The following is an 18,626-nucleotide window of genomic DNA, read 5'->3' on the forward strand; positions in this document are numbered from 1 at the left end:
GCTGCGCGTCAACCCTCAACAGATCTTCATACGGGGAACCGAACACATGTCACCTCGCATTTCCACCGCCCGCCGAGCCGGCCTGACCGCCGTCGTCGCCGGAGCCCTGGTGCTGAGCGCCGCCGCCTGCGGGCCGGACGAGACGAAGAGCACCGACGCCTCGTCGCCCGGTGCGAGCGCCGCGGCCTCCACCGGCACGGCCGACGCCACCGGCAAGCCGAACGGCCTGGCCGGCGCCCTCAAGGACCTGAAGGGCTGGAAGGCCGCCGACTGGGCCGACTGGGTCAAGCAGCACGTCTTCAAGAACGAGATCGTGAAGGACTTCTGGACCGTCGACTCGATGAACAAGGCCACCCCGGCCGCGGCGATGAAGCCGACCGACAAGTCGGCCGTCGACGACACCGAGAACGACCCGCTGCCCGCCAGCATCCCGGCCCAGGCCGAGAAGCACCCGTACAACGGCAACATGGCGGTCTTCGGCAAGCTCTTCATGAAGAGCCCGCAGGGCACCTACGTCTGCTCCGGCACCGTGGTCAGCGACCCGCAGCACCCGGGCAAGAGCAACCTGGTGTGGACCGCCAGCCACTGCCTGCACGGTGGCAAGGGCGGCGACTGGCTGAAGAACATCGTCTTCGTCCCGGACTACAACAAGACCGGTGCGGCCAGCGGCAACAAGCAGGTCGCCCTCGACCAGGTCGCGCCGTACGGCCGCTGGTGGGCCGACCACGCGATCGTCGCCCCGCAGTGGGTGGAGGAGGGCGGCGAGACCGGCGGCGCGGTCAGCCAGTACGACTCCGGCATCATCCAGGTTTCCAACCCGGACATGCCCGGCAAGTCGCTGGAGGAGACGGTCGGCGGTTCGGTGCCGGTCTGGTTCGACGCTCCGCGCGACCAGATCAAGGCCGTCACCGCCTACGGGTTCCCGGCCGCCCCACCGTTCAACGGCCAGGAGCTGGAGTACTGCGACGGCAACAAGCCGAGCCGGCTCTCCTTCGACTCGACCCGGCCGACCATGCTGACCATCGGCTGCACCATGACCGGCGGCTCCAGCGGTGGCGGCTGGCTGGCGATCGGCCCGAACGGCAAGGCGGCGCTGGTCAGCAACACCTCGATCGGCCCGAACCCGTCCGCCTGGCTGGCCGGTCCCGCGCTCGACGACCAGGCCAAGGGGATGTTCGACCACATGACGAACCTGCCGGTGCCCCCGCAGCAGTAGCCGCGGCACAGCAGACGAGCGGGCCCGGTCTCCCCGATGGGGGGACCGGGCCCGCTCGACAACGCGGCGGCTCGACAGCCGGCGGTCAGTACTGGACGGTCAGTGCTGGACGGCCACCGTGTAGCGCTCCAGCTCGGCGGCCAGCTCGGCCGCCACCTTGGCGCGCAGCAGCGTTCCGTCGCCGGTGTGCTCGGTCTCCAGCAGCTCACCCTCGGCGTGCACCCGGGAGACCAGGTCGCCGCGGGTGTACGGAACCAGCGCCTGCAGCTCGATGGCGGGACGCGGCAGCTCGTCGTCGATCAGCTTGAGCAGCTCGTCGATGCCCAGGCCGGAGCGGGCCGAGACCACGATCGCGTGCGGCTCGCGGCGCAGCAGCCGCTGCAGCACGTGCGGGTCGGCGGCGTCGGCCTTGTTGATCACCACGATCTCCGGCACGTTCTGCGCGTCGACCGAGACGATCACCTCGCGGACCGCCGCCAGCTGGGTCTCCGGCTCGGGGTGCGAACCGTCCACCACGTGCAGGATCAGGTCGGCGTCCGCCACCTCCTCCATGGTCGAGCGGAACGCCTCGACCAGGTGGTGCGGCAGGTGCCGGACGAACCCGACGGTGTCGGCCAGCGTGTAGATCCGGCCGCCCGGGGTCTGGGCCCGCCGAACGGTCGGGTCCAGGGTGGCGAACAGCGAGTTCTCCACCAGCACGCCGGCGCCGGTGAGGCGGTTGAGCAGTGAGGACTTGCCGGCGTTGGTGTACCCCGCGATGGCGACGGAGGGGACCTGGTGACGACGGCGCTCCTGGCGCTTGGTGTCCCGGCCCTTCTTCATCTCGGCGATCTCCCTGCGGAGCTTCGCCATCTTCTCGCGGATCCGACGCCGGTCGGTCTCGATCTTGGTCTCACCGGGACCACGGGTGGCCATGCCGCCGCCCGAGGAGCCGGAGCCACCGCCACCCATCTGCCGGGAGAGCGACTGGCCCCAGCCACGCAGCCGCGGCAGCATGTACTGCATCTGGGCGAGCGAGACCTGGGCCTTGCCCTCGCGGGACTTGGCGTGCTGGGCGAAGATGTCGAGGATCAGCGCGGTCCGGTCGACCACCTTCACCTTGACGACGTCCTCCAGCTGGATCAGCTGGCCGGGGGTCAGCTCACCGTCACAGACCACCGTGTCGGCCCCGGTGGCGGCGACGATGTCGCGCAGCTCCTTGGCCTTGCCGGAGCCGATGTAGGTCGCGGCGTCGGGCTTGTCGCGGCGCTGGATCACGCCGTCGAGCACCTCGGAGCCGGCCGTCTCGGCGAGGGCGGCGAGCTCGGCCAGCGAGTTGTCGGCCTCCTCGGCCGTGCCGTCGGTCCAGACACCGACGAGCACCACGCGCTCCAGGCGGAGCTGGCGGTACTCGACCTCGGTGACGTCCTGCAGCTCCGTGGACAGGCCGACGACGCGGCGCAGCGCGGCGCGCTCGCTGCGGTCGTACTGGTCACCGTCGTACTGCTGGGCGAAGTCCTCGTCGATGGCCGCGAGGTCCTCGTCCATCAGGGCTTCGGCCCGGAGGTCAGCGGGACGGCGGGCGCTGCGGCCGGCGGTCTCGCTGGAATCGTCGCGGTCTTCGAACGTGGAGGTCATCTCGTCCTTAATGGGCTACTGCCTTTGCGGGCTTCTGGGGTCGTTACTGGCGGAAATCGGGAGATCCGTCCACTGCGGTGAACGCGGCGGACCGGCCCCTCATTCCCTTCGATGGTCGCACGTGGGCGGGGGCCTGGTCACCCGCATTTGCCGCGGACCGGGCGTGCGGGCGCAGCCGGGGCGGCCGGGGGGCCTCCAGACCGGGGCGGCGGACGTCGTAGACGCCGGAGACCCGCAGCATCGCGCGCATCACGACCGGGAGCGTACCGGCGTCGGGCAGCTCGACCGTATAGGTGTGCCGCACCCGGAGTTCCTGCGGCGGTTCGACCACGGCCGAGACGATGTCCAGGCCGGTCGCGGACATCGCGGCGGTCAGGTCGGCGAGCAGCCGGGGCCGGTTCAGCGCCTCGGCCTGCAGCGTGACCCGGAACCCGGTGGCCGTGCCGGCCGGGGCGGCCGCCGCCTCCGGCGCCCAGTCCAGCTGGACCGGGCCGCGGCCGTCCTCGCGCATCCGCTCGCCGGTCGGGCAGTCGGCCCGGTGCACCGCGATCGAGCCGCCGCGGATCTGGAAGCCGGTCACCCGGTCCGGCGGCACCGGCGTGCAGCAGCGGGCCAGCCGGACCGCCGCGCCCGGGTGCCCCGGGGCGATCACCAGCCGGCCGCGGCCGCCGCCGGGGCGGGCCGGGAGCAGCCGCCCGTCCCGTGCGTCCCGTCCGTCCGGGCGGCCGGTGCCCGTCGGGTGCGCACCCGGCCGGGGCACTGCGGCGCCGGGTCCGCCGTGCGGCGCGAGCGGCCCGGCCCCGGGTCCGGACCGGTCGGGGGCGGGGGGCCGGGGGGCCGGGCCAGGGGCGTCGGGCTCCGGTGCGACGACGGCCGGGTGGCCGGCCAGCCAGCGCTCGATCGCGATCCGCGCCCCGGGAGTGCGCGCGAACTCCAGCCACTCCGGGCTGGGGCCGGAGGGCTCGGGGCCGCCCGGCGGCCCGGCCGGTTCGGTCAGGATGCCCACCACGTCACCATCGGCGAGCGTGGTGGCCAGCGCCACGAGCCGCCCGTTCACCCGGGCGCCGATACAGCGGTGACCGGTCTGCTCGCCGAGCTGGTAGGCGGCGTCCACGCAGGAGGCGGCGGCCGGCAGCACCAGGGTGGCGCCCTCCTCGGTGACCACGGTGATCTCCCGGTCGTCCGAGAGGTCGGCGGTCAGCGTGGACCAGAACGCGTCCGGGTCCGGGGTCTCCTGCTGCCACTCCAGCAGCCGGCTGAGCCAGCCGGGGCGGGCGGGGTCGGTGCCGTCCAGCTCGTCCCGGCCGGCCGGCTCGGCGCCCGGCTGGTGCGGGCTGCCGAGCGCGACCACCCCGAACTCGGCGATCCGGTGCATCCTCGGTGTGCGGACCAGCACCTCGACCACGGCGCCGTCCACCGCGACCGCGGTGTGCAGCGACTGGTACAGGTTGAACTTCGGCGCGGCCACGAAGTCCTTGAACTCGCCCGGCAGCGGGGTCCAGCAGGTGTGCAGCTCGCCGAGGACCGCGTAGCAGTCGGCGTTCTCCTCGACCACCACGAGCAGCCGGCCGAGGTCCGCCGGGTGCAGCGCGGCCGGATCGGCCGGCCCGGCCGCCGCAGCGCGGCGCAGCAGCAGCCGGTGCACCGAGACGCAGTGCCGGGGGCGGACCGTCACCTCGGCCGCCACCCCGGCCTCGGCCAGCTGGCGGCCGAGCGCCTGGGCGAACGGGACCAGCAACCGGTCCTGCTGCGCCTCGTGCGCCGAGATCAGCTCGCGGGTGAGCGTGTACTCCTCGGGGTGCAGGGTGGCGAAGGCGATGTCCTCCAGCTCGGTCTTGACCACCTGGATGCCGAGCCGCTCGGCCAGCGGGATCAGCACGTCGCGGGTCACCTTGGCGATCCGCAGCCGGCTGGCCGGCTTCATGTGGCGGATCGTGCGCATGTTGTGCAGCCGGTCGGCGAGCTTGATCGCCATCACCCGGACGTCGTCCCCGGTGGCGACCAGCATCTTGCGGAACGTTTCCGCCTCCGCCGCGGCGCCGAAGTCCACCTTCTCCAGCTTGGTGACACCGTCCACCAGGTACGCGACCTCCGGGCCGAAGTCGGCCGCGACCTGATCGAGCGTCACCTCGGTGTCCTCGACGGTGTCGTGCAACAGCGAGGCGACCAGCGTGGTGGTCTCGGCGCCGAGCTGGGCCAGGATCAGCGTGACCGCGAGCGGGTGGGTGATGTACGGCTCGCCGCTCTTGCGCTTCTGGCCGCGATGGCTGGCCTCGGCCGTCCGGTAGGCGCGGCCGAGCAGCGCGAGGTCGGCCTGCGGGTGGTGGCGGCGGTGCACCTGGACGATCGGCTCGATCGCGTCCGGCACCGGGGCGCGGCCGGTGGCGAGCAGCGCGGCCCGGCCGGCCCGGCCCAGTGTGGCCCGGCCGAGCAGCCGGCGGGCCGGCTGCTGGCTGCCGGGTGGCGGGGCGGCCTGCGGTGTGCCGGCCTGCGGCGGGCCGTCGGGCCGGGGATTCGGGCTCTGCGGGTCGACTGACTGTGGATCAGGCGTGGGTCGGCCGGTGGGCCGGCCGGTTTCGACGGTCATGGCAACCTCCGGCAGCGAGCACCGGGCAGCCCCGGTGGTCCATGCTACCGAGCACAGCACGTTCCGCGACGCCCCGCTTCCGCTCTGTTGCCGGGATCACCCTAACGGGCGGATTCGCGGCCGCACAGAACGGGCAAAGCGGCCCGGCGCCACGGCCCCTGACCACAGCTCAGAACCGGACGGGCCCTAGGCCGTGTCTCATAATTCCCGCCGGGCGCGCGACGCCGGGCATCCCGCCTGGACGCACCGGCGAAACGCCCAAGTACGGCCCAGTACGAGGACGCTTCGCCGGCACGCCCAGCCGGGCGCCCAACGCCGCGCGCTGATCCGACGCGAATTATGAGACACGGCCTAGCGCCGGGCGGCGCGGACGGTCGGTCAGCGCCAGCCGGGTGCCAGCCGCCCGCTCGCGACGATCACCGCGGGCCCGGTCATCTCGACCCGGCCGTCCGGGTGCTCGGTGATCACCAGTCGCCCACCCGGCACATCGACCGTGTGCGTCACCGGCTCGCCGGTGACCGCCGGGTCCAGGCCGTCCCGGCGGGCGGTGGCCACCGCCACCGCGCAGGTGCCGGTGCCGCAGGACCGGGTCTCGCCCGAGCCGCGCTCGTGCACCCGCATCGCCACGTGCCGCTCGCCGCGGTCCACCACGAACTCGACGTTGACGCCGTCCGGATAGACCCCGGCCGGGCTGACCGCGGGCGCGTCGTACAGGTTTCCGGCCTCGGCCAGGTCGGCGACGAAGACCACCGCGTGCGGGTTGCCCATGTTCACGTTGCGGGCCGGCCAGTGCCGCTCCCCGACCGCGACCTCGATCCCGTCCGGACCCGGCAGCAGCGCCCGGCCCATGTCCACCGTGACCTCGCCGAGCGTGCCGTCCGGCCCGTCCGGTGCGATCACCACCCGGCGCACCCCCGCCCGGGTGGCCACCGCGAGCGGGCCGGGCTCGGCCAGGCCGGCGTGCACCAGGTAGCGGGCGAAGACCCGCACGCCGTTGCCGCACATCTCGGCGATGCTGCCGTCGGCGTTGCGGTAGTCCATGAACCACTCGGCCTGCCCGGCCATCGCCGCCGAGGCCTCGTCCCTGGCCGAGCGGACCACGCGCAGCAGGCCGTCGCCGCCGATGCCGGCCCGGCGGTCGCAGAGCCTGGCCACCTCGGCCGGGCCGAGCAGCAGCTCGCCGTCCGGGTCGGGGACGATCACGAAGTCGTTCTCGGTGCCGTGGCCCTTGAGGAAGGCGAGGCCGGAGGTCTGCGGGTCGATAGCGCTCACGCCATTGATCGTACTGATCCGGGCCGAGCGGCGAACGGCGGGCGGCTGCCGACAGGCGACTGACGGCTGACGCCGGACGGCGTGGACCGCGGGCGGTGCCCGACAGACGGCGGCGTCAGCCGCGGAGCTGGATGACCCGCCAGACGGCGAGGCCGAAGGCGGCGCAGGCGATCAGCGTGTACACCGCGATGGCCCGCCAGCCGGCCCGGCGGCCGGAGCCGCGCCGGGGCAGCCCGGGCCAGGCGTAGCCCGCGTGCCGGGCCGCCATCGCGCCCCAGCCGACCGAGGCGGCGGTGAGCAGCAGACCGAGCATCGCGACCATCGCACCGCCGTCGCCCTGGCCGAAGGCCAGCGGGAACGCGAACATCAGCGAACCGGCGATGCCGATCAGCACGATCGGCAGCAGCTGCCACCAGCGCAGTCGGCGGCGCGGCCGGATATCCCGTTCGAGCACCAGCGGATCGCTCGGCGGACCGAGCGGGGCGTCCGGGTCGATGTCCAGATCCACGGGCAGCAGCAGCTCGTCCGGCGGCAGGACGTGCGGCAAGGCGATGGGCTCCTCGGCCAGGCCGGTGACGGCCGTGTGGCCGCCCTCCAGCTCGTGCGCCCCGGCCGGCCGGCTCAGGGCACGGTGCCGGAACTGCTCGGTCTCGGGGCCGGGACCCGTGGACACGCGGCCTCCCCTGACAGTTCGACACGAGTACAACTCGCGAACGGTGGGACCGGCCCGCGCGACTGATCCCTCATTGCCTCCGATAATGGCATGTCCCGCTGCGCTCACAGCGCGTAACGCGGGTCCCCAAGTGATCCGTGGCCAGGACGTGATCCGGCCGTGACCGCTGCTTCCTCGTGCACCTGCAGGTGCCGTGTGAGAGTGCACCGGCCGATGGCCGGATCCCGCCGCCACACCGTCCGGATCAGTTGTTCAAGTGCCGCTCAGCCTGCGCCCAGGCCTTGCTCAGGCGCCGCTCAGGATCAGCTTGAGCGAGCTTTCCAGCAGGTCGGCGGGGTCGGCACCGGCCGGCCGGGAGAGCCAGTGGATCCGGTCGTCGCGGCGGAACCAGGACTCCTGACGGCGCGCGAACCGACGGGTGGCGCGCACCGTCTCGTCCCGCGCCTGCTGCTCCGTGCACTCGCCCGCGAAGTACGCCAGCACCTGCTGGTAGCCGAGCGCGCGACCGGCCGTGAGCCCCTCGCGCAACCCGACCGCCTCCAGCGCGCGGACCTCGTCCAGCAGTCCGGCCTGCCACATCCGGTCCACCCGCAGCTCGATCCGCTCGTCGAGTTCGGGGCGCGGCACCGCCACGCCGATCTGCACCGCTGGGTAGACCGCGGTGTTGCTCGGCAGGCTCGCGGTGAACGGGCGGCCGGTCAGCTCGATCACCTCCAGCGCCCGGACGATCCGCCGCCCGTTGCCGGCCAGGATGGCGGCCGCGGCGGCCGGGTCGAGGGTGGCCAGGCGCCGGTGCAGCACGGCCGGGCCGTGCTCGGCCAGCTCCGCCTCCAGCTGGGCGCGGATCGCCGGATCGGTGCCGGGGAACTCCATCTCGTCGATCGCCGCGCGGACGTACAGCCCCGAGCCGCCGACCAGCACCGGCGGCCGGCCGGCGGCGAGCAGCCGGTCGATCTCGGCCCGGGCCAGGCGCTGGTACTCGGCGACGCTGGCGGTCTCGGTGACCTCCCAGACGTCCAGCAGGTGGTGCGGGATCCCGCCGCGCTCGGCCTCGGTGAGCTTGGCGGTGCCGATGTCCATGCCGCGGTAGAGCTGCATCGAGTCGGTGTTGATCACCTCGCCGCCCAGCTCACGGGCGATCGCGACGGCCAGATCGGACTTGCCGGCCGCGGTCGAACCGACCACCGAGACCACCGGGACGGGGGGAAGAGAGCTGCTCACACCGCCAAGTCTCGCAAAGATCGCGCCCCCACCCGAACGGGGGACGTGACCGGCCACCGTCCGGCTCGTTCCCCGGATGGGCGGCACCCTGCACCGGCTCGCCGCAGAACCGGCCGGGTCCGCCGCAGACCGCGTAGCTTGGGAGAAGATATGGGTGTATTCAGCTGGTTCCGTCGCCGTGAGACCGGGGCGCGGGAGACCGGGGCAGCGGCGGGCGGCCCGACCGCAGTCGCCGTCCTGGAGCCGGCGGACGGGACGGCGCAGCAGCCGACCGAGCGGTCGGAGCAGGAGCTGTCGGCTGGCGTCCCGGCCGCCCGGACCGCACCGGACGCCGACCCGGCGCCCGCCACCGACCCGGCTGCCGACTCGACGGCGGGCGCCGCGGCGGACCCGTCGGCCGGGCCCGACCTGCTGGCGGGGCTGGACGTCGCGGCGCTGGAGGCCGCGGCCCCGGACGTCGCCGAGCTGCTGGCCGCCGCGGTGGCCGCGGTCGCGCAGGCGGCGGGACAGGTCGAGGACAGCCAGTCGGAGAGCCGGTTCGAGCGCACTGACACAGGAGACGAAGCCATGGGCCTGATGGACAACCTCAAGGGCAAGGCCGAGGAGCTCAAGGAGAAGGCGGGCCAGCTGGCCGGCCAGCACAACGAGAAGATCGACGAGATGGTCGACAAGGCCGGAGAGACGCTCGACAAGGCCACCAAGCACAAGTACACCGACAAGATCAGCACCGGCACCGAGAAGGCCAAGGGCGCGGTGGACGGCTTCGCCGTGAAGCCGTCCGGCCAGGAGGACGACGGCGCGGCCGACGACGGGACCGCTCCGGGGGCTTCCGACGGCCCGCGGCCCGCGGATTCCTGAGCCGCCCTGAGCCGTTCGGGGCCGCCCCGAGCCGTTCTGAGTCACGCCGCCGCCGGTCCGGGTCCGCCCCGGGCCGGCGGCGGCGTCGGTTTCCGGTCGGCTCCGGAACGGATCAGCTCCGGAAGGAAGGGCCCAGGCTCAGCTCCAGGAGGCCACGAAGTACCCGACGCCGTACGGCGCCTCGTCGTAGCGCAGCCGCCCGCCGAGCCCGACGCCGCGCGCCGCGCCGGCCAGCACCTGCCAGGGCGCCCGGCCCGCGGCCAGCAGCTCCTCGGCCAGGCCGGGATCGAGCGCGGCCAGCGCCTCGGTGTCCGCCGCGCCCAGCGCCCGGGCCAGTGCGGCGTCGTACTCCTCGGCCCGCTCGTCCAGATAGCCGGGTGCCTTGAGCGTGCGGCGCGCGCTGCCGTCGCCCAGCACCAGCAGGCCGACCCGGTCGGCGAGACCGGCCAGCCCCTGGCCCAGGCCCAGCATCCGCTCCACCGGCGCATCCGCCGGCACCGCGCAGGCGTGCGTCGGCAGCGCCGCGCCGGCCTGGTCGAGCAGCCAGGCGCCGACCGTCAGCGAGGGGCTCAGCTCCGGCCCGTCGACGCCGCCGGACGGCAGCCGGACGGCGAGGTCCACGCCGTAGCGGTGGAACGAGCCGGCTCCGCCGTCCGTCCAGACCTCGGCCTGCGGGCCCTCGCCGACCACCACCAGCAGCTCGGGCCCGGCGGCCAGCAGCTCGCTGACCGCGGCGGCGCAGGCGTCGCGCAGCCCGTCCAGCTCGGCGGCGGCACCCGCGGCGACCTCGGGCACGAGCAGCGGCGGACAGGGGCAGACGGCGGCGGCGACCAGCATGACGATCACTCTAGCCGCCGCCTGTGCAGGCCCCGATCAGTCGCAGCCGCAGCCGCTGCCGCTGCCAGGCGTGGCGGTCACCGGCGCGGGCGCCGGGGCGCCGATGGTCGGCAGGCCCAGCATCACGCCGGCCGGCTTCGCCGCCGGGGCCGCGTTGCGCTTCTCCCACGCGTCGCCCGCGCGGGTGCGCCGGACGCCGAGCGTCGCGCCCTCGGCGAGCAGGTGGTGCGGGGCGGCGTAGGTGATCTCGACGGTCACCACGTCGCCCGGGCGCACCGGCTCGGCCGGCCGCGTGAAGTGCACCAGCCGGTTGTCGGGCGCCCGGCCGGAGAGCCGGTCGGTCTTGTCGTCCTTCTTGCCCTCGCCCTCGGCGACCAGGACCTCCAGCCGGCGGCCGACCTGCTTCTTGTTCTCGTCCCAGGAGATCTCCTCCTGGAGCGCGATCAGCCGCTCGTAGCGCTCCTGGACCACGGCCTTCGGGACCTGCTGGTCCATCTCGGCGGCCGGGGTGCCGGGGCGCTTGGAGTACTGGAACGTGAAGGCGTTGGTGAACCGCGCCTCGCGGACCGTGTGCAGGGTCTGCTCGAAGTCCTCGTCGGTCTCGCCGGGGAAGCCGACGATGATGTCGGTGGAGATCGCCGCGTCCGGCATCGCCTCGCGGACCTTGCGGATGATGCCCAGGAACCGCTCCTGCCGGTAGGAGCGCTTCATCGCGCGCAGCACGCTGTCCGAACCGGACTGCAGCGGCATGTGCAGCTGGTGCATCACGTTCGGCGTCTCGGCCATCGCGGCGATCACGTCGTCGGTGAAGTCGCGCGGGTGCGGGGAGGTGAAGCGGACCCGCTCCAGGCCCTCGATCTGGCCGCAGGCGCGCAGCAGCTTGGAGAACGCCTCGCGGTCGCCCAGGTCGGAGCCGTAGGCGTTGACGTTCTGCCCGAGCAGCGTCACCTCGATGACGCCCTCGCCGACCAGCGCCTCGACCTCGGCGAGCACGTCGCCGGGGCGGCGGTCCTCCTCCTTGCCGCGCAGCGCGGGGACGATGCAGAAGGTGCAGGTGTTGTTGCAGCCGACCGAGATGGCCACCCAGGCGGCGTACGCGGACTCGCGGCGGGTGGGCAGCGTGGAGGGGAAGGTCTCCAGCGACTCCAGGATCTCCACCTGGGCCTGCTGCTCGATCCGGGCCCGCTCCAGCAGCGCCGGCAGGTGGCCGATGTTGTGAGTGCCGAAGACCACGTCGACCCACGGCGCCCGGCGCACGATGGTGTCGCGGTCCTTCTGGGCCAGGCAGCCGCCGACGGCGATCTGCATGTCCTTCTTGGCGGTCTTGGCCGGCGCGAGCTGACCGAGGTTGCCGTACAGCTTGTTGTCGGCGTTCTCGCGCACCGCGCAGGTGTTGAAGACCACCAGGTCGGGGTCTCCCCCCTGGTCGGCCTTCACGTATCCGGCGTCCTCCAGCAGCCCGGCCAGCCGCTCGGAGTCGTGGACGTTCATCTGACAGCCGTGTGTGACGACCTTGTAAGTTCGCAAGCTCTCTCCCATACCCACAGAGCCAAGGGTACGGGCAGCCGGGAAACCCTCTTTCCGGCCACCTGCCCCTCCCCCGGGCCGCTCGGGCCTGGCAGGATCCCCCCATGACTCCTGGCTCCGCCCGCCTGCGCGCGCTCGCCGGCAGCCGCCTCGGCCGGACCGCCGCGGCCCTGCTGCTGCTGGTCGGCGCGCTGGGCGGCTGGTGGCTGAGCAGCGCCCGCGCGGCGGCGTATCCGAAGGGGATCAGCGGCTTCTCCACCGGCGTGCCGGACGGGGTCTACGACCGCTACGGGCAGATGCTCAGCGTCTGGCTGGGCAGCGCGATGCCCGGCGTTCAACTGCGCCTCGACCGCTCGCAGGGCTCGGTGGAGAACCTGGACCGGGTGGCCTCCGGCCAGGACAGCTTCGCGATCGCCACCGCCGACGCGGTGGCCGCCTTCCACGGCACGGGCAAGGGCGACCTGCGGGCGATCGCCCGGCTCTACGACGACTACCTGCAGCTCGTGGTGCCGGCCGACTCCCCGATCCACCGCACCGCCGACCTGAGGGGCAAGCGGGTCGGCGTCGGGCAGCAGCTGTCGGGGGTGAACCTGGTGACCCGTGAGCTGCTCACGGCTGCCGGGATCGACCCGGACACCGGCATCACGCCCGCGCCGGTCGAGGTCGGCGACGCGGCCACCGAGCTGGCCGACCACCGGCTGGACGCGTTCTTCTGGTCCGGCGGGCTGCCCACCGCCGCGCTCAGCACGCTCTCCGACCACATGGCGATCCGGATCGTGCCGCTCGACGACCTGACCGACAAGCTGCACGAGGAGAACCCGGACAGCTCGGCCTACCGCCCGGCGCTGCTGCCGGCCGGGATCTACCGCAACGGCCAGGCGGTGGCGACGATGGCGGTGCCGAACCTGCTGATCACCCGGGCCGACGTGGACCCGCGGCTGGTCGAGGGGCTGACCAAGGCCGTCATCGACAGCCGCGACCCGATCGGGCACGTCGTGCACTCGGCGCAGCTGGTGGACCTGCGCACGGCCGTCTACACCGATCCGCTGAAGCTGCACGCGGGCGCCGAGCAGTACTACCGGTCCGTCAAGCCCTGACGGTCCGGCCGGCGGGGTTCAGCCCTGACGCTGGCGCGGGACGGTCAGCGTGACGGCCAGGCCGGCCGGCTTGGCCGGCGCGAAGTCCAGCGAACCGCCGCCGGCCATCAGCAGCGTGCGGGCGATCGACAGCCCGAGGCCGGAGCCGTCCACGTTCTGGTGCCGCGGGCTGCGCCAGAAGCGGTCGCCGGCCCGGCCCAGCTCCTCCTCGGTCAGACCTGGCCCGTTGTCGGTCACGGTGACCGCGACCTCGCGCCGGCGCACCTGCACGGTGACCTCCACCCGGCCGTCGGCCGGGCTGAACTTGAGCGCGTTGTCCACCACCGCGTCCAGTGCGCTGCCGAAGCCGATCGGGTCGGCCCAGGCCCGGGCGGTCGGCGGCAGGCCGCAGGAGAGACTGACGCCCCGGCTGGCCGCCAGCGGCTGCCAGGAGTCGACCCGGGCCAGCACCAGCCCGGTCAGGTCGACCGCCTCCGGCTCGGGGTGGCCGCCCTCGGCGGTGGCCAGGCCCAGCAGGTCGTCCAGCACCCGGGTCAGCCGGGTGCCCTCCTCGCGGACCGCCGTCAGCACGCCCTCGTGCCGCTCGGGCAGTTCCAGGCCGAGCAGCTCGACCCGCAGCAGCAGCGCCGACAGCGGGTTGCGCAGCTGGTGCGAGGCGTCGGCGACGAAGTCCCGCTGCTGGTCCATGGCGAGCACCACGTGGTCGGCCATCTCGTTGAACGAGTCGGCCAGCCGGCGCAGCTCGGGCGGACCGCCGGCCGGCGCGACCCTGGCGTCCATCCGGCCGGTGGCGATCGAGTGGGTGGCCCTGTCCAGCGTGCGCACCGGGCGCAGCACCCACTCGGTCAGCCGGACCGCGAGGAGAACGGCGGCGATCATCGCGACCGCCTCACCGGCGCCGAGGGTCAGCCAGCGGTGCAGGATCCGGGCGCGCAACGGGCCGGTCGGCGACTCGGTGACGACCAGGGCCACCACGTCGCCGTCCCGGACCACCGGGGAGGCGATGGTCAGGGTGCGGTTCGGCGTCCACGGCCAGACCTGCGGCGGGTGCTGGCTGCGCCGGCCGTCCCTGGCCTCCTGGACCGCCTGACCGGCCGGGCCGGAGACCGGCGGGCGCCAGCCGGCCGGGGCGACCGCGAGCGCGGTGGTGTCGCTGAGGAAGAGGCCGGTGTGGACTCCGTAGAGCTCCTGGTAGCGGGTCACCTCGGTCTGCAGGGCGTGCAGCTGCGAGGAGCCGGGCGCCGGGGCGGCGTCCACGGCCAGGTCAGAGGCCGGACCCGGACCCGAGCCCGAGCCCGGATCCGAGCCCGGATCCGAACCGGTGCCCGCGACGGCGGATCCGGTGGCCGGGCTGGTGGGGCTGGTGGCCGGGCCGGTGGGGCCGTGCGAGGGCAGACCCTGGGTGGGCAGCTCCTGGGCGAACCTGGCCACGTCGTCCATCCGGTCGACGACCACCCGGCTCTGCTCGGCGGCGGCGTCCGCAGCGGCCAGCTGGATGCCCAGCGCGGCGAGCACACAGGCCATCAGCGCGAGCAGGATGCCGAGGAGGCGGGTGCGCATGCCTCAGGTCGTCCCGCGGCCGGTGGCGGCCCCGGCGCCGTCCGGCGACTGCGGGAGCAGGCGGTAGCCGACCCCGCGCACCGCCTCGACCAGCCCGGGCAGCGCGAGCTTGGTGCGCAGCGAGCCGATGTGCACCTCCAGGGTGCGCCCGTTGCCCTCCCAGCCGCTGCGCCAGACCTCGCTGAAGATCTGCTCGCGCCGGTAGACCACGCCCGGGCTCTGGGCGAGCAGTGCGAGCAGGTCGAACTCCTTGCGGGTGAGCGCGACCTCCCGGCCGGCCACGCTGACCCGGCGGCGCTCGCGGTCGATGCTGATCCCCCAGGACTCCAGCGAGCCCAGGCCGGCCGCCGTCGCCGTGCCGTCCGGCGCGGGCGCCGCGGCCGGCGGCTGGAACCGCCGGGCCACCGCGTGGATCCGGGCCAGCAGCTCGCCCATGTCGTACGGCTTGGTGATGTAGTCGTCGGCGCCCAGGTTGAGGCCGTGGATCCGGGAGCGGATGTCGGCCCGGGCGGTCACCATGATCACCGGGATCCCGCTGCCGGCCCGGATCCGGCTGCACACCTCGAAGCCGTCGCGGTCGGGCAGCCCGAGGTCGAGCAGCACCACCCGGTAGGGGTCGGAGCCGTCCGGCACCAGCGCGTCCAGCGCCTCGTGCCCACTGCGCGCGTGCCGGACCTGGAAGCCGTGCCGACTGAGCACGGCGACCAGCGCCGCCGCGACCCGGTCGTCGTCCTCGACGAGGAGCAGCCGCATCGCACACACCTTCCCGCTGACCACATCGTTGCGCGCCGGCCGCACCGGCCGGCGAAGCGCTCATCCTCCCGCACGGCCCACCGGTCCGGCCAGCCCCGACGGGGGCCGAGCGCGACCGTGACCGAACCGAGGCGTAGCCGTTCCGTGACCTCAAGTTCTGCTCAGATCGACAGACGCGGCCTCACCCGCCGCCCTACCGTCGCCGTATCGGGGGCCACGGGCTCCGCCGGCTCGGGCCCCCGGTATCCAGCAGCCGCGCCGCGCCTCCTTGCCGCGCGTCCTGATCGGCCCCGCGCCGACCGCGCTCACCCGGTGAATCGAGTCCCGTGGGCGCCGCGGCGCGAACCGGCGCACACCGATCGCTGCTTGACGGACACCCAGGTGATCTGTTGCATTGCTCTTCGTGACACCACCCGGGACCTGCTCCGCCGACTCCGCAAAGTCGGCTCCGACCTGCCCGAACCCGCGGCGGGCCGATTCGCGATGGGCAGGCCGACCGTGGACCCGGTGATCATCGTCGGGGCCGGCCCGGTGGGCCTGGCGCTCGCCCTGGCGCTCGCCCGGCACGAGGTCCCGAGCATCCTGCTGGACCAGGGCGGCGGAGTCTGCCCCGAAGGGCCGCGCAGCACCGTGCTCGGCACCGAGTCGATCGCCTTCCTGGAGCGGCTCGGCTACGTCCGCGCCGCCTCGGACTCCGCGCGCTGGCAACGCCTCGGCATCTGGCGCCGCCGCCAGCAGGTACTCGACCTGGATCTGACGGACCACCCGGTGCTGCACCTGCCGCAGCACCGGATGCAGCGCGGGCTGCGCGACGCGGCCACCGCGACCCCACTGATCCAGCTGGTCCCGCACTCCCGGGTGGAGGAGCTCAAGCAGGACCGGGACGGGGTCAGCGTGCGCAGCCGCCACCCGCAGGACGGCACCGACACCTGGTGGCGGGCCAGCCACCTGGTCGGCTGCGACGGCGCCCGGTCCACGGTGCGCAAGCTCCTCGGCATCCGGTTCCCCGGGCGGCCGGCGGTCGACCGGCACGCCATCGCGACGGTCCGGGTGGACCTGCCGTTCCCCGGCGAGGCCCGGCTGCACCGCGAACCGCCGTGGCGCGGGGACCGCGAGGTCTCGGCCCGCCCGCTGCCGGACGGGCTGTGGCGGCTCGACTGGCGGCTGCCGATCGGCCGGCCGGCACCGACCGAACCGGTCGATCCGCATGCCACCTGGCCCGGCCTCGTCACCGGCGACACCCTGCTCACCCGGGTGAAATCCACGTTGACGGGCTGGTGCGGGGAACTACCCCGCTACGACCTGCTGGCCGCCGCCGACCACACCGCCCAGCAGCGGCTGGCCGCCCGGTTCCGCAGCGGCCGCTGCTTCCTCGCCGGCGACGCCGCGCACCTGCACGGCGCGCTCGGCATGCAGAACCTCGCCGACGGCCTGCGGGACGCGGACAACCTCGCCTGGCGGCTCGCGGTCGCCTGGCACCTCACCCCGGTCCCCGGCCGGGGTGACACCGAGCTCGCCTCGCTCGCCGGCGGCTCGCTGCTGGACGGCTACGAAGCCGAGCGGCGCGGTGCGGTCGGCGCCCGGCTGCGCGCGGTGGACCAGTCGATGCCGCTGCTGCGCCCGCTGCGCGGTTGGCAGCAGACCCGGCGCTCGCTGCTCACCGGCTCGTTCCGCAAGCACGCGCCGCTGCTCGCGGACGGGCTGCTCGGCACCGGGCGGTTCGGCGGCGCGCCCGCCTACCCGGCCGCGCCGTCCGGCGTGCCCGGCCGGGCCGCCGGGGTGCCGGTGCAGCGCGGTCCGGCCCGCGGGACCACGCTGACCGAGAACCTGCCGGCCACCGCGCCCGGTGTGCTGGTGCCGAACGTGCCGGTGGTGACCACCGAGGGCGTGCCGGACCAGTTGTACGCACGGCTGGGCGCGACGTTCCTGCTGCTGCTGGTCGCACCGGGCACGGCGGTCTGGTCCGCCGCGCGCTGGACGGGGGCCGGGCTGATGCCGCGGCTGGCCGAGGTGGCGGCGGCGCTGCCGGTGCCGACGGAGGTGCTGGTCGCCGAGGAGTACCCGGGCGCCGGGCCGCACACGGTGCTGCTGGTCCGGCCCGACGGGCACCTGGTCGGCACCACCCACGGCGTCCGGCCGGAGGACCTCCAGGCGCTGGCCGACGGAGCGCGCGGCGGGCCGAGCTCGCTGGCCGGCCCGGGTGGCACGGGCGGCACGGGCGCGGGGCCCGCGAAGGCGGCTGCCGCTGATCCGGCGGCCGCGAGCACCGGAACGGCCGGCGGGCCAACCGCCGACGCGCCGGCGGCCGACGCCGGGGAGGCGGGTGCGGCGGAGCCGGCGGGTGCGGAGCGGTCGGGCTGACAGGTGACGGGCTGGCGGCGTTGACCCGTTCAACTGCTGATCGGGTGGCTGATCACCTGATCGGCTGAACCGCACGTGCCGACGGCGGATCACCTGATCAAGGGTCAGTCCAGCGGCCAGTCCGCCGGCTCCTCGTCGCTCTCTCCCCCCGCGTCCAGCGCCTCGCGCACCACCCGGAAGGCCAGCCCCTCCGAGTAGCCGCGGCGCGCCAGCATGCCGACCAGCCGGCGCATCCGCGCCTGCCGCTCCAGACCCGCCGTGGCGCGCAGCTTGCGCTCCACCAGGGCGCGCGCGGCGTCCGCCTCGTCCTCGGGATCGAGCTGGGCGACCGCCTCCTCGACCACCGGGCCGGCCACGCCGCGGGTGCGCAGCTCCTGGGCCAGCGCGCGCCGGGCCAGCCCGCGGCCGGCGTGCCGGGACTCGACCCAGGCCGCGGCGAAGGCGGCGTCGTCGATCAGGCCGACCTCCTCGAAGCGGGCCAGCACCTCCTCCGCCACCTCGTCCGGGATCTCGCGCTTGCGCAGCGCGTCGGCGAGTTGCTTGCGGGTCTTGGCGGTGCCGGTGAGCAGGCGCAGGCAGATGTCCCGAGCCCGGGTCGCGGGGTCGGCTTCGGGCTGTGGGGCGCTCGGGCCCGGCTCACGCCCGGGCTGCCCCACGCGCCGCCGGCGGCCGCGTCCGCGCGCGGACGCGGCGGCCAGCTCGGCCTCGGCCTCGGCGACCCAGTCCGGCTCGGCCCCCTGGTCAGCCGGCGCAGGCTGTTCCCGGCGAGTCGGCCGGTCCGGCCGAGCCCACCGGTCGGACCGCACCGGCCGCTCCTGCCGGTCCGGCTCGGTCGGCTCGGCAGGACCGTCCCAGCGGCCGGACCGGTCCGGCTGCGGCGGACGACCGCCCCGGCGGGAGCCGCGCGGGCGGGCCCGCTCGGCGGCCGGCTCGACCTCGGCGGCCCGACTCGGCCCCTTCGCGTCCACCACCCAGTCGGGGCGCTCCCCCTCCTCCTCGCCCTTGACGTCGACCTCGGCCATCCAGTCCGGGCGCCCCCCGCCGACC

The 18,626-nt window shown here is 74.6% G+C and carries 14 protein-coding genes; 4 read left to right on the forward strand and 10 right to left on the reverse strand.

Annotation, left to right across the window (positions count from 1 at the left end; translation table 11 throughout):
- Positions 1-46 precede the first annotated feature (46 nt).
- Positions 47-1,216, forward strand: coding sequence for a trypsin-like serine peptidase (locus AC060L_RS26630; protein WP_483801458.1), 1,170 nt, complete (start codon positions 47-49; stop codon positions 1,214-1,216).
- Between the two features lie 99 nt (positions 1,217-1,315).
- Here AC060L_RS26630 and hflX read toward each other — a convergent pair whose 3' ends face one another.
- The 5 genes from hflX to miaA all read right to left on the reverse strand — a co-directional run bounded on the left by hflX (position 1,316) and on the right by miaA (position 8,586).
- Positions 1,316-2,833 carry a GTPase HflX gene (gene hflX / locus AC060L_RS26635; RefSeq protein WP_483801459.1) on the reverse strand — a complete coding sequence of 506 codons (1,518 nt, stop codon included), beginning with the start codon at positions 2,831-2,833 and terminating at the stop codon, positions 1,316-1,318.
- Positions 2,834-2,876: 43 nt separating this feature from the next.
- Positions 2,877-5,420: a RelA/SpoT family protein gene (locus AC060L_RS26640; RefSeq protein ID WP_483801460.1), complete on the reverse strand. Its 2,544-nt coding sequence runs from the start codon at positions 5,418-5,420 to the stop codon at positions 2,877-2,879.
- 378 nt (positions 5,421-5,798) lie between these two features.
- Positions 5,799-6,683, reverse strand: a complete 885-nt coding sequence (dapF, locus tag AC060L_RS26645; protein WP_483801490.1) for a diaminopimelate epimerase — start codon at positions 6,681-6,683, stop codon at positions 5,799-5,801.
- A gap of 124 nt (positions 6,684-6,807) precedes the next feature.
- Positions 6,808-7,365, reverse strand: coding sequence for a hypothetical protein (locus tag AC060L_RS26650; RefSeq protein ID WP_483801461.1), 558 nt, complete (start codon positions 7,363-7,365; stop codon positions 6,808-6,810).
- Between the two features lie 285 nt (positions 7,366-7,650).
- Positions 7,651-8,586, reverse strand: a complete 936-nt coding sequence (gene miaA, locus AC060L_RS26655; protein ID WP_483801462.1) for a tRNA (adenosine(37)-N6)-dimethylallyltransferase MiaA — start codon at positions 8,584-8,586, stop codon at positions 7,651-7,653.
- 150 nt (positions 8,587-8,736) lie between these two features.
- Here miaA and AC060L_RS26660 point away from each other — a divergent pair, with 150 nt between their 5' ends.
- A complete protein-coding gene (locus AC060L_RS26660) occupies positions 8,737-9,444 on the forward strand; it encodes an antitoxin (protein WP_483801463.1) in 708 nt (235 codons plus the stop codon).
- Positions 9,445-9,582: 138 nt separating this feature from the next.
- Here AC060L_RS26660 and AC060L_RS26665 read toward each other — a convergent pair whose 3' ends face one another.
- Positions 9,583-10,281: a class III extradiol dioxygenase subunit B-like domain-containing protein gene (locus AC060L_RS26665; protein ID WP_483801464.1), complete on the reverse strand. Its 699-nt coding sequence runs from the start codon at positions 10,279-10,281 to the stop codon at positions 9,583-9,585.
- Positions 10,282-10,317: 36 nt separating this feature from the next.
- Complete coding sequence (miaB, locus tag AC060L_RS26670; RefSeq protein ID WP_483801465.1) at positions 10,318-11,820, reverse strand: tRNA (N6-isopentenyl adenosine(37)-C2)-methylthiotransferase MiaB; 1,503 nt, start codon at positions 11,818-11,820, stop codon at positions 10,318-10,320.
- 92 nt (positions 11,821-11,912) lie between these two features.
- On the opposite strand from miaB, the gene AC060L_RS26675 reads away from it, so the two are divergent.
- Positions 11,913-12,905, forward strand: a complete 993-nt coding sequence (locus AC060L_RS26675) for a TAXI family TRAP transporter solute-binding subunit (RefSeq protein ID WP_483801466.1) — start codon at positions 11,913-11,915, stop codon at positions 12,903-12,905.
- 18 nt (positions 12,906-12,923) lie between these two features.
- On the opposite strand, the gene AC060L_RS26680 is transcribed toward AC060L_RS26675, so the two are convergent.
- Both AC060L_RS26680 and AC060L_RS26685 read right to left on the reverse strand, forming a co-directional pair.
- Positions 12,924-14,465 (reverse strand): sensor histidine kinase, encoded by a 1,542-nt coding sequence (locus AC060L_RS26680; RefSeq protein WP_483801467.1) that lies wholly within the window; start codon positions 14,463-14,465, stop codon positions 12,924-12,926.
- A 3-nt stretch (positions 14,466-14,468) separates the two neighbouring features.
- Positions 14,469-15,218, reverse strand: coding sequence for a response regulator transcription factor (locus AC060L_RS26685; protein ID WP_483801468.1), 750 nt, complete (start codon positions 15,216-15,218; stop codon positions 14,469-14,471).
- A gap of 498 nt (positions 15,219-15,716) precedes the next feature.
- Between AC060L_RS26685 and AC060L_RS26690 the strand changes: the two genes are divergently transcribed.
- Entirely contained in the window at positions 15,717-17,579 is a 1,863-nt protein-coding gene (locus tag AC060L_RS26690) for an FAD-dependent monooxygenase (RefSeq protein WP_483801491.1), read from the forward strand.
- A 104-nt stretch (positions 17,580-17,683) separates the two neighbouring features.
- Here the strand turns inward: AC060L_RS26690 and recX are convergent, their stop codons facing one another.
- A complete protein-coding gene (gene recX / locus AC060L_RS26695; RefSeq protein ID WP_483801469.1) occupies positions 17,684-18,601 on the reverse strand; it encodes a recombination regulator RecX in 918 nt (305 codons plus the stop codon).
- Positions 18,602-18,626 lie beyond the last annotated feature (25 nt).

It is taken from the genome of Kitasatospora sp. NEAU-69, from assembly GCF_057158765.1.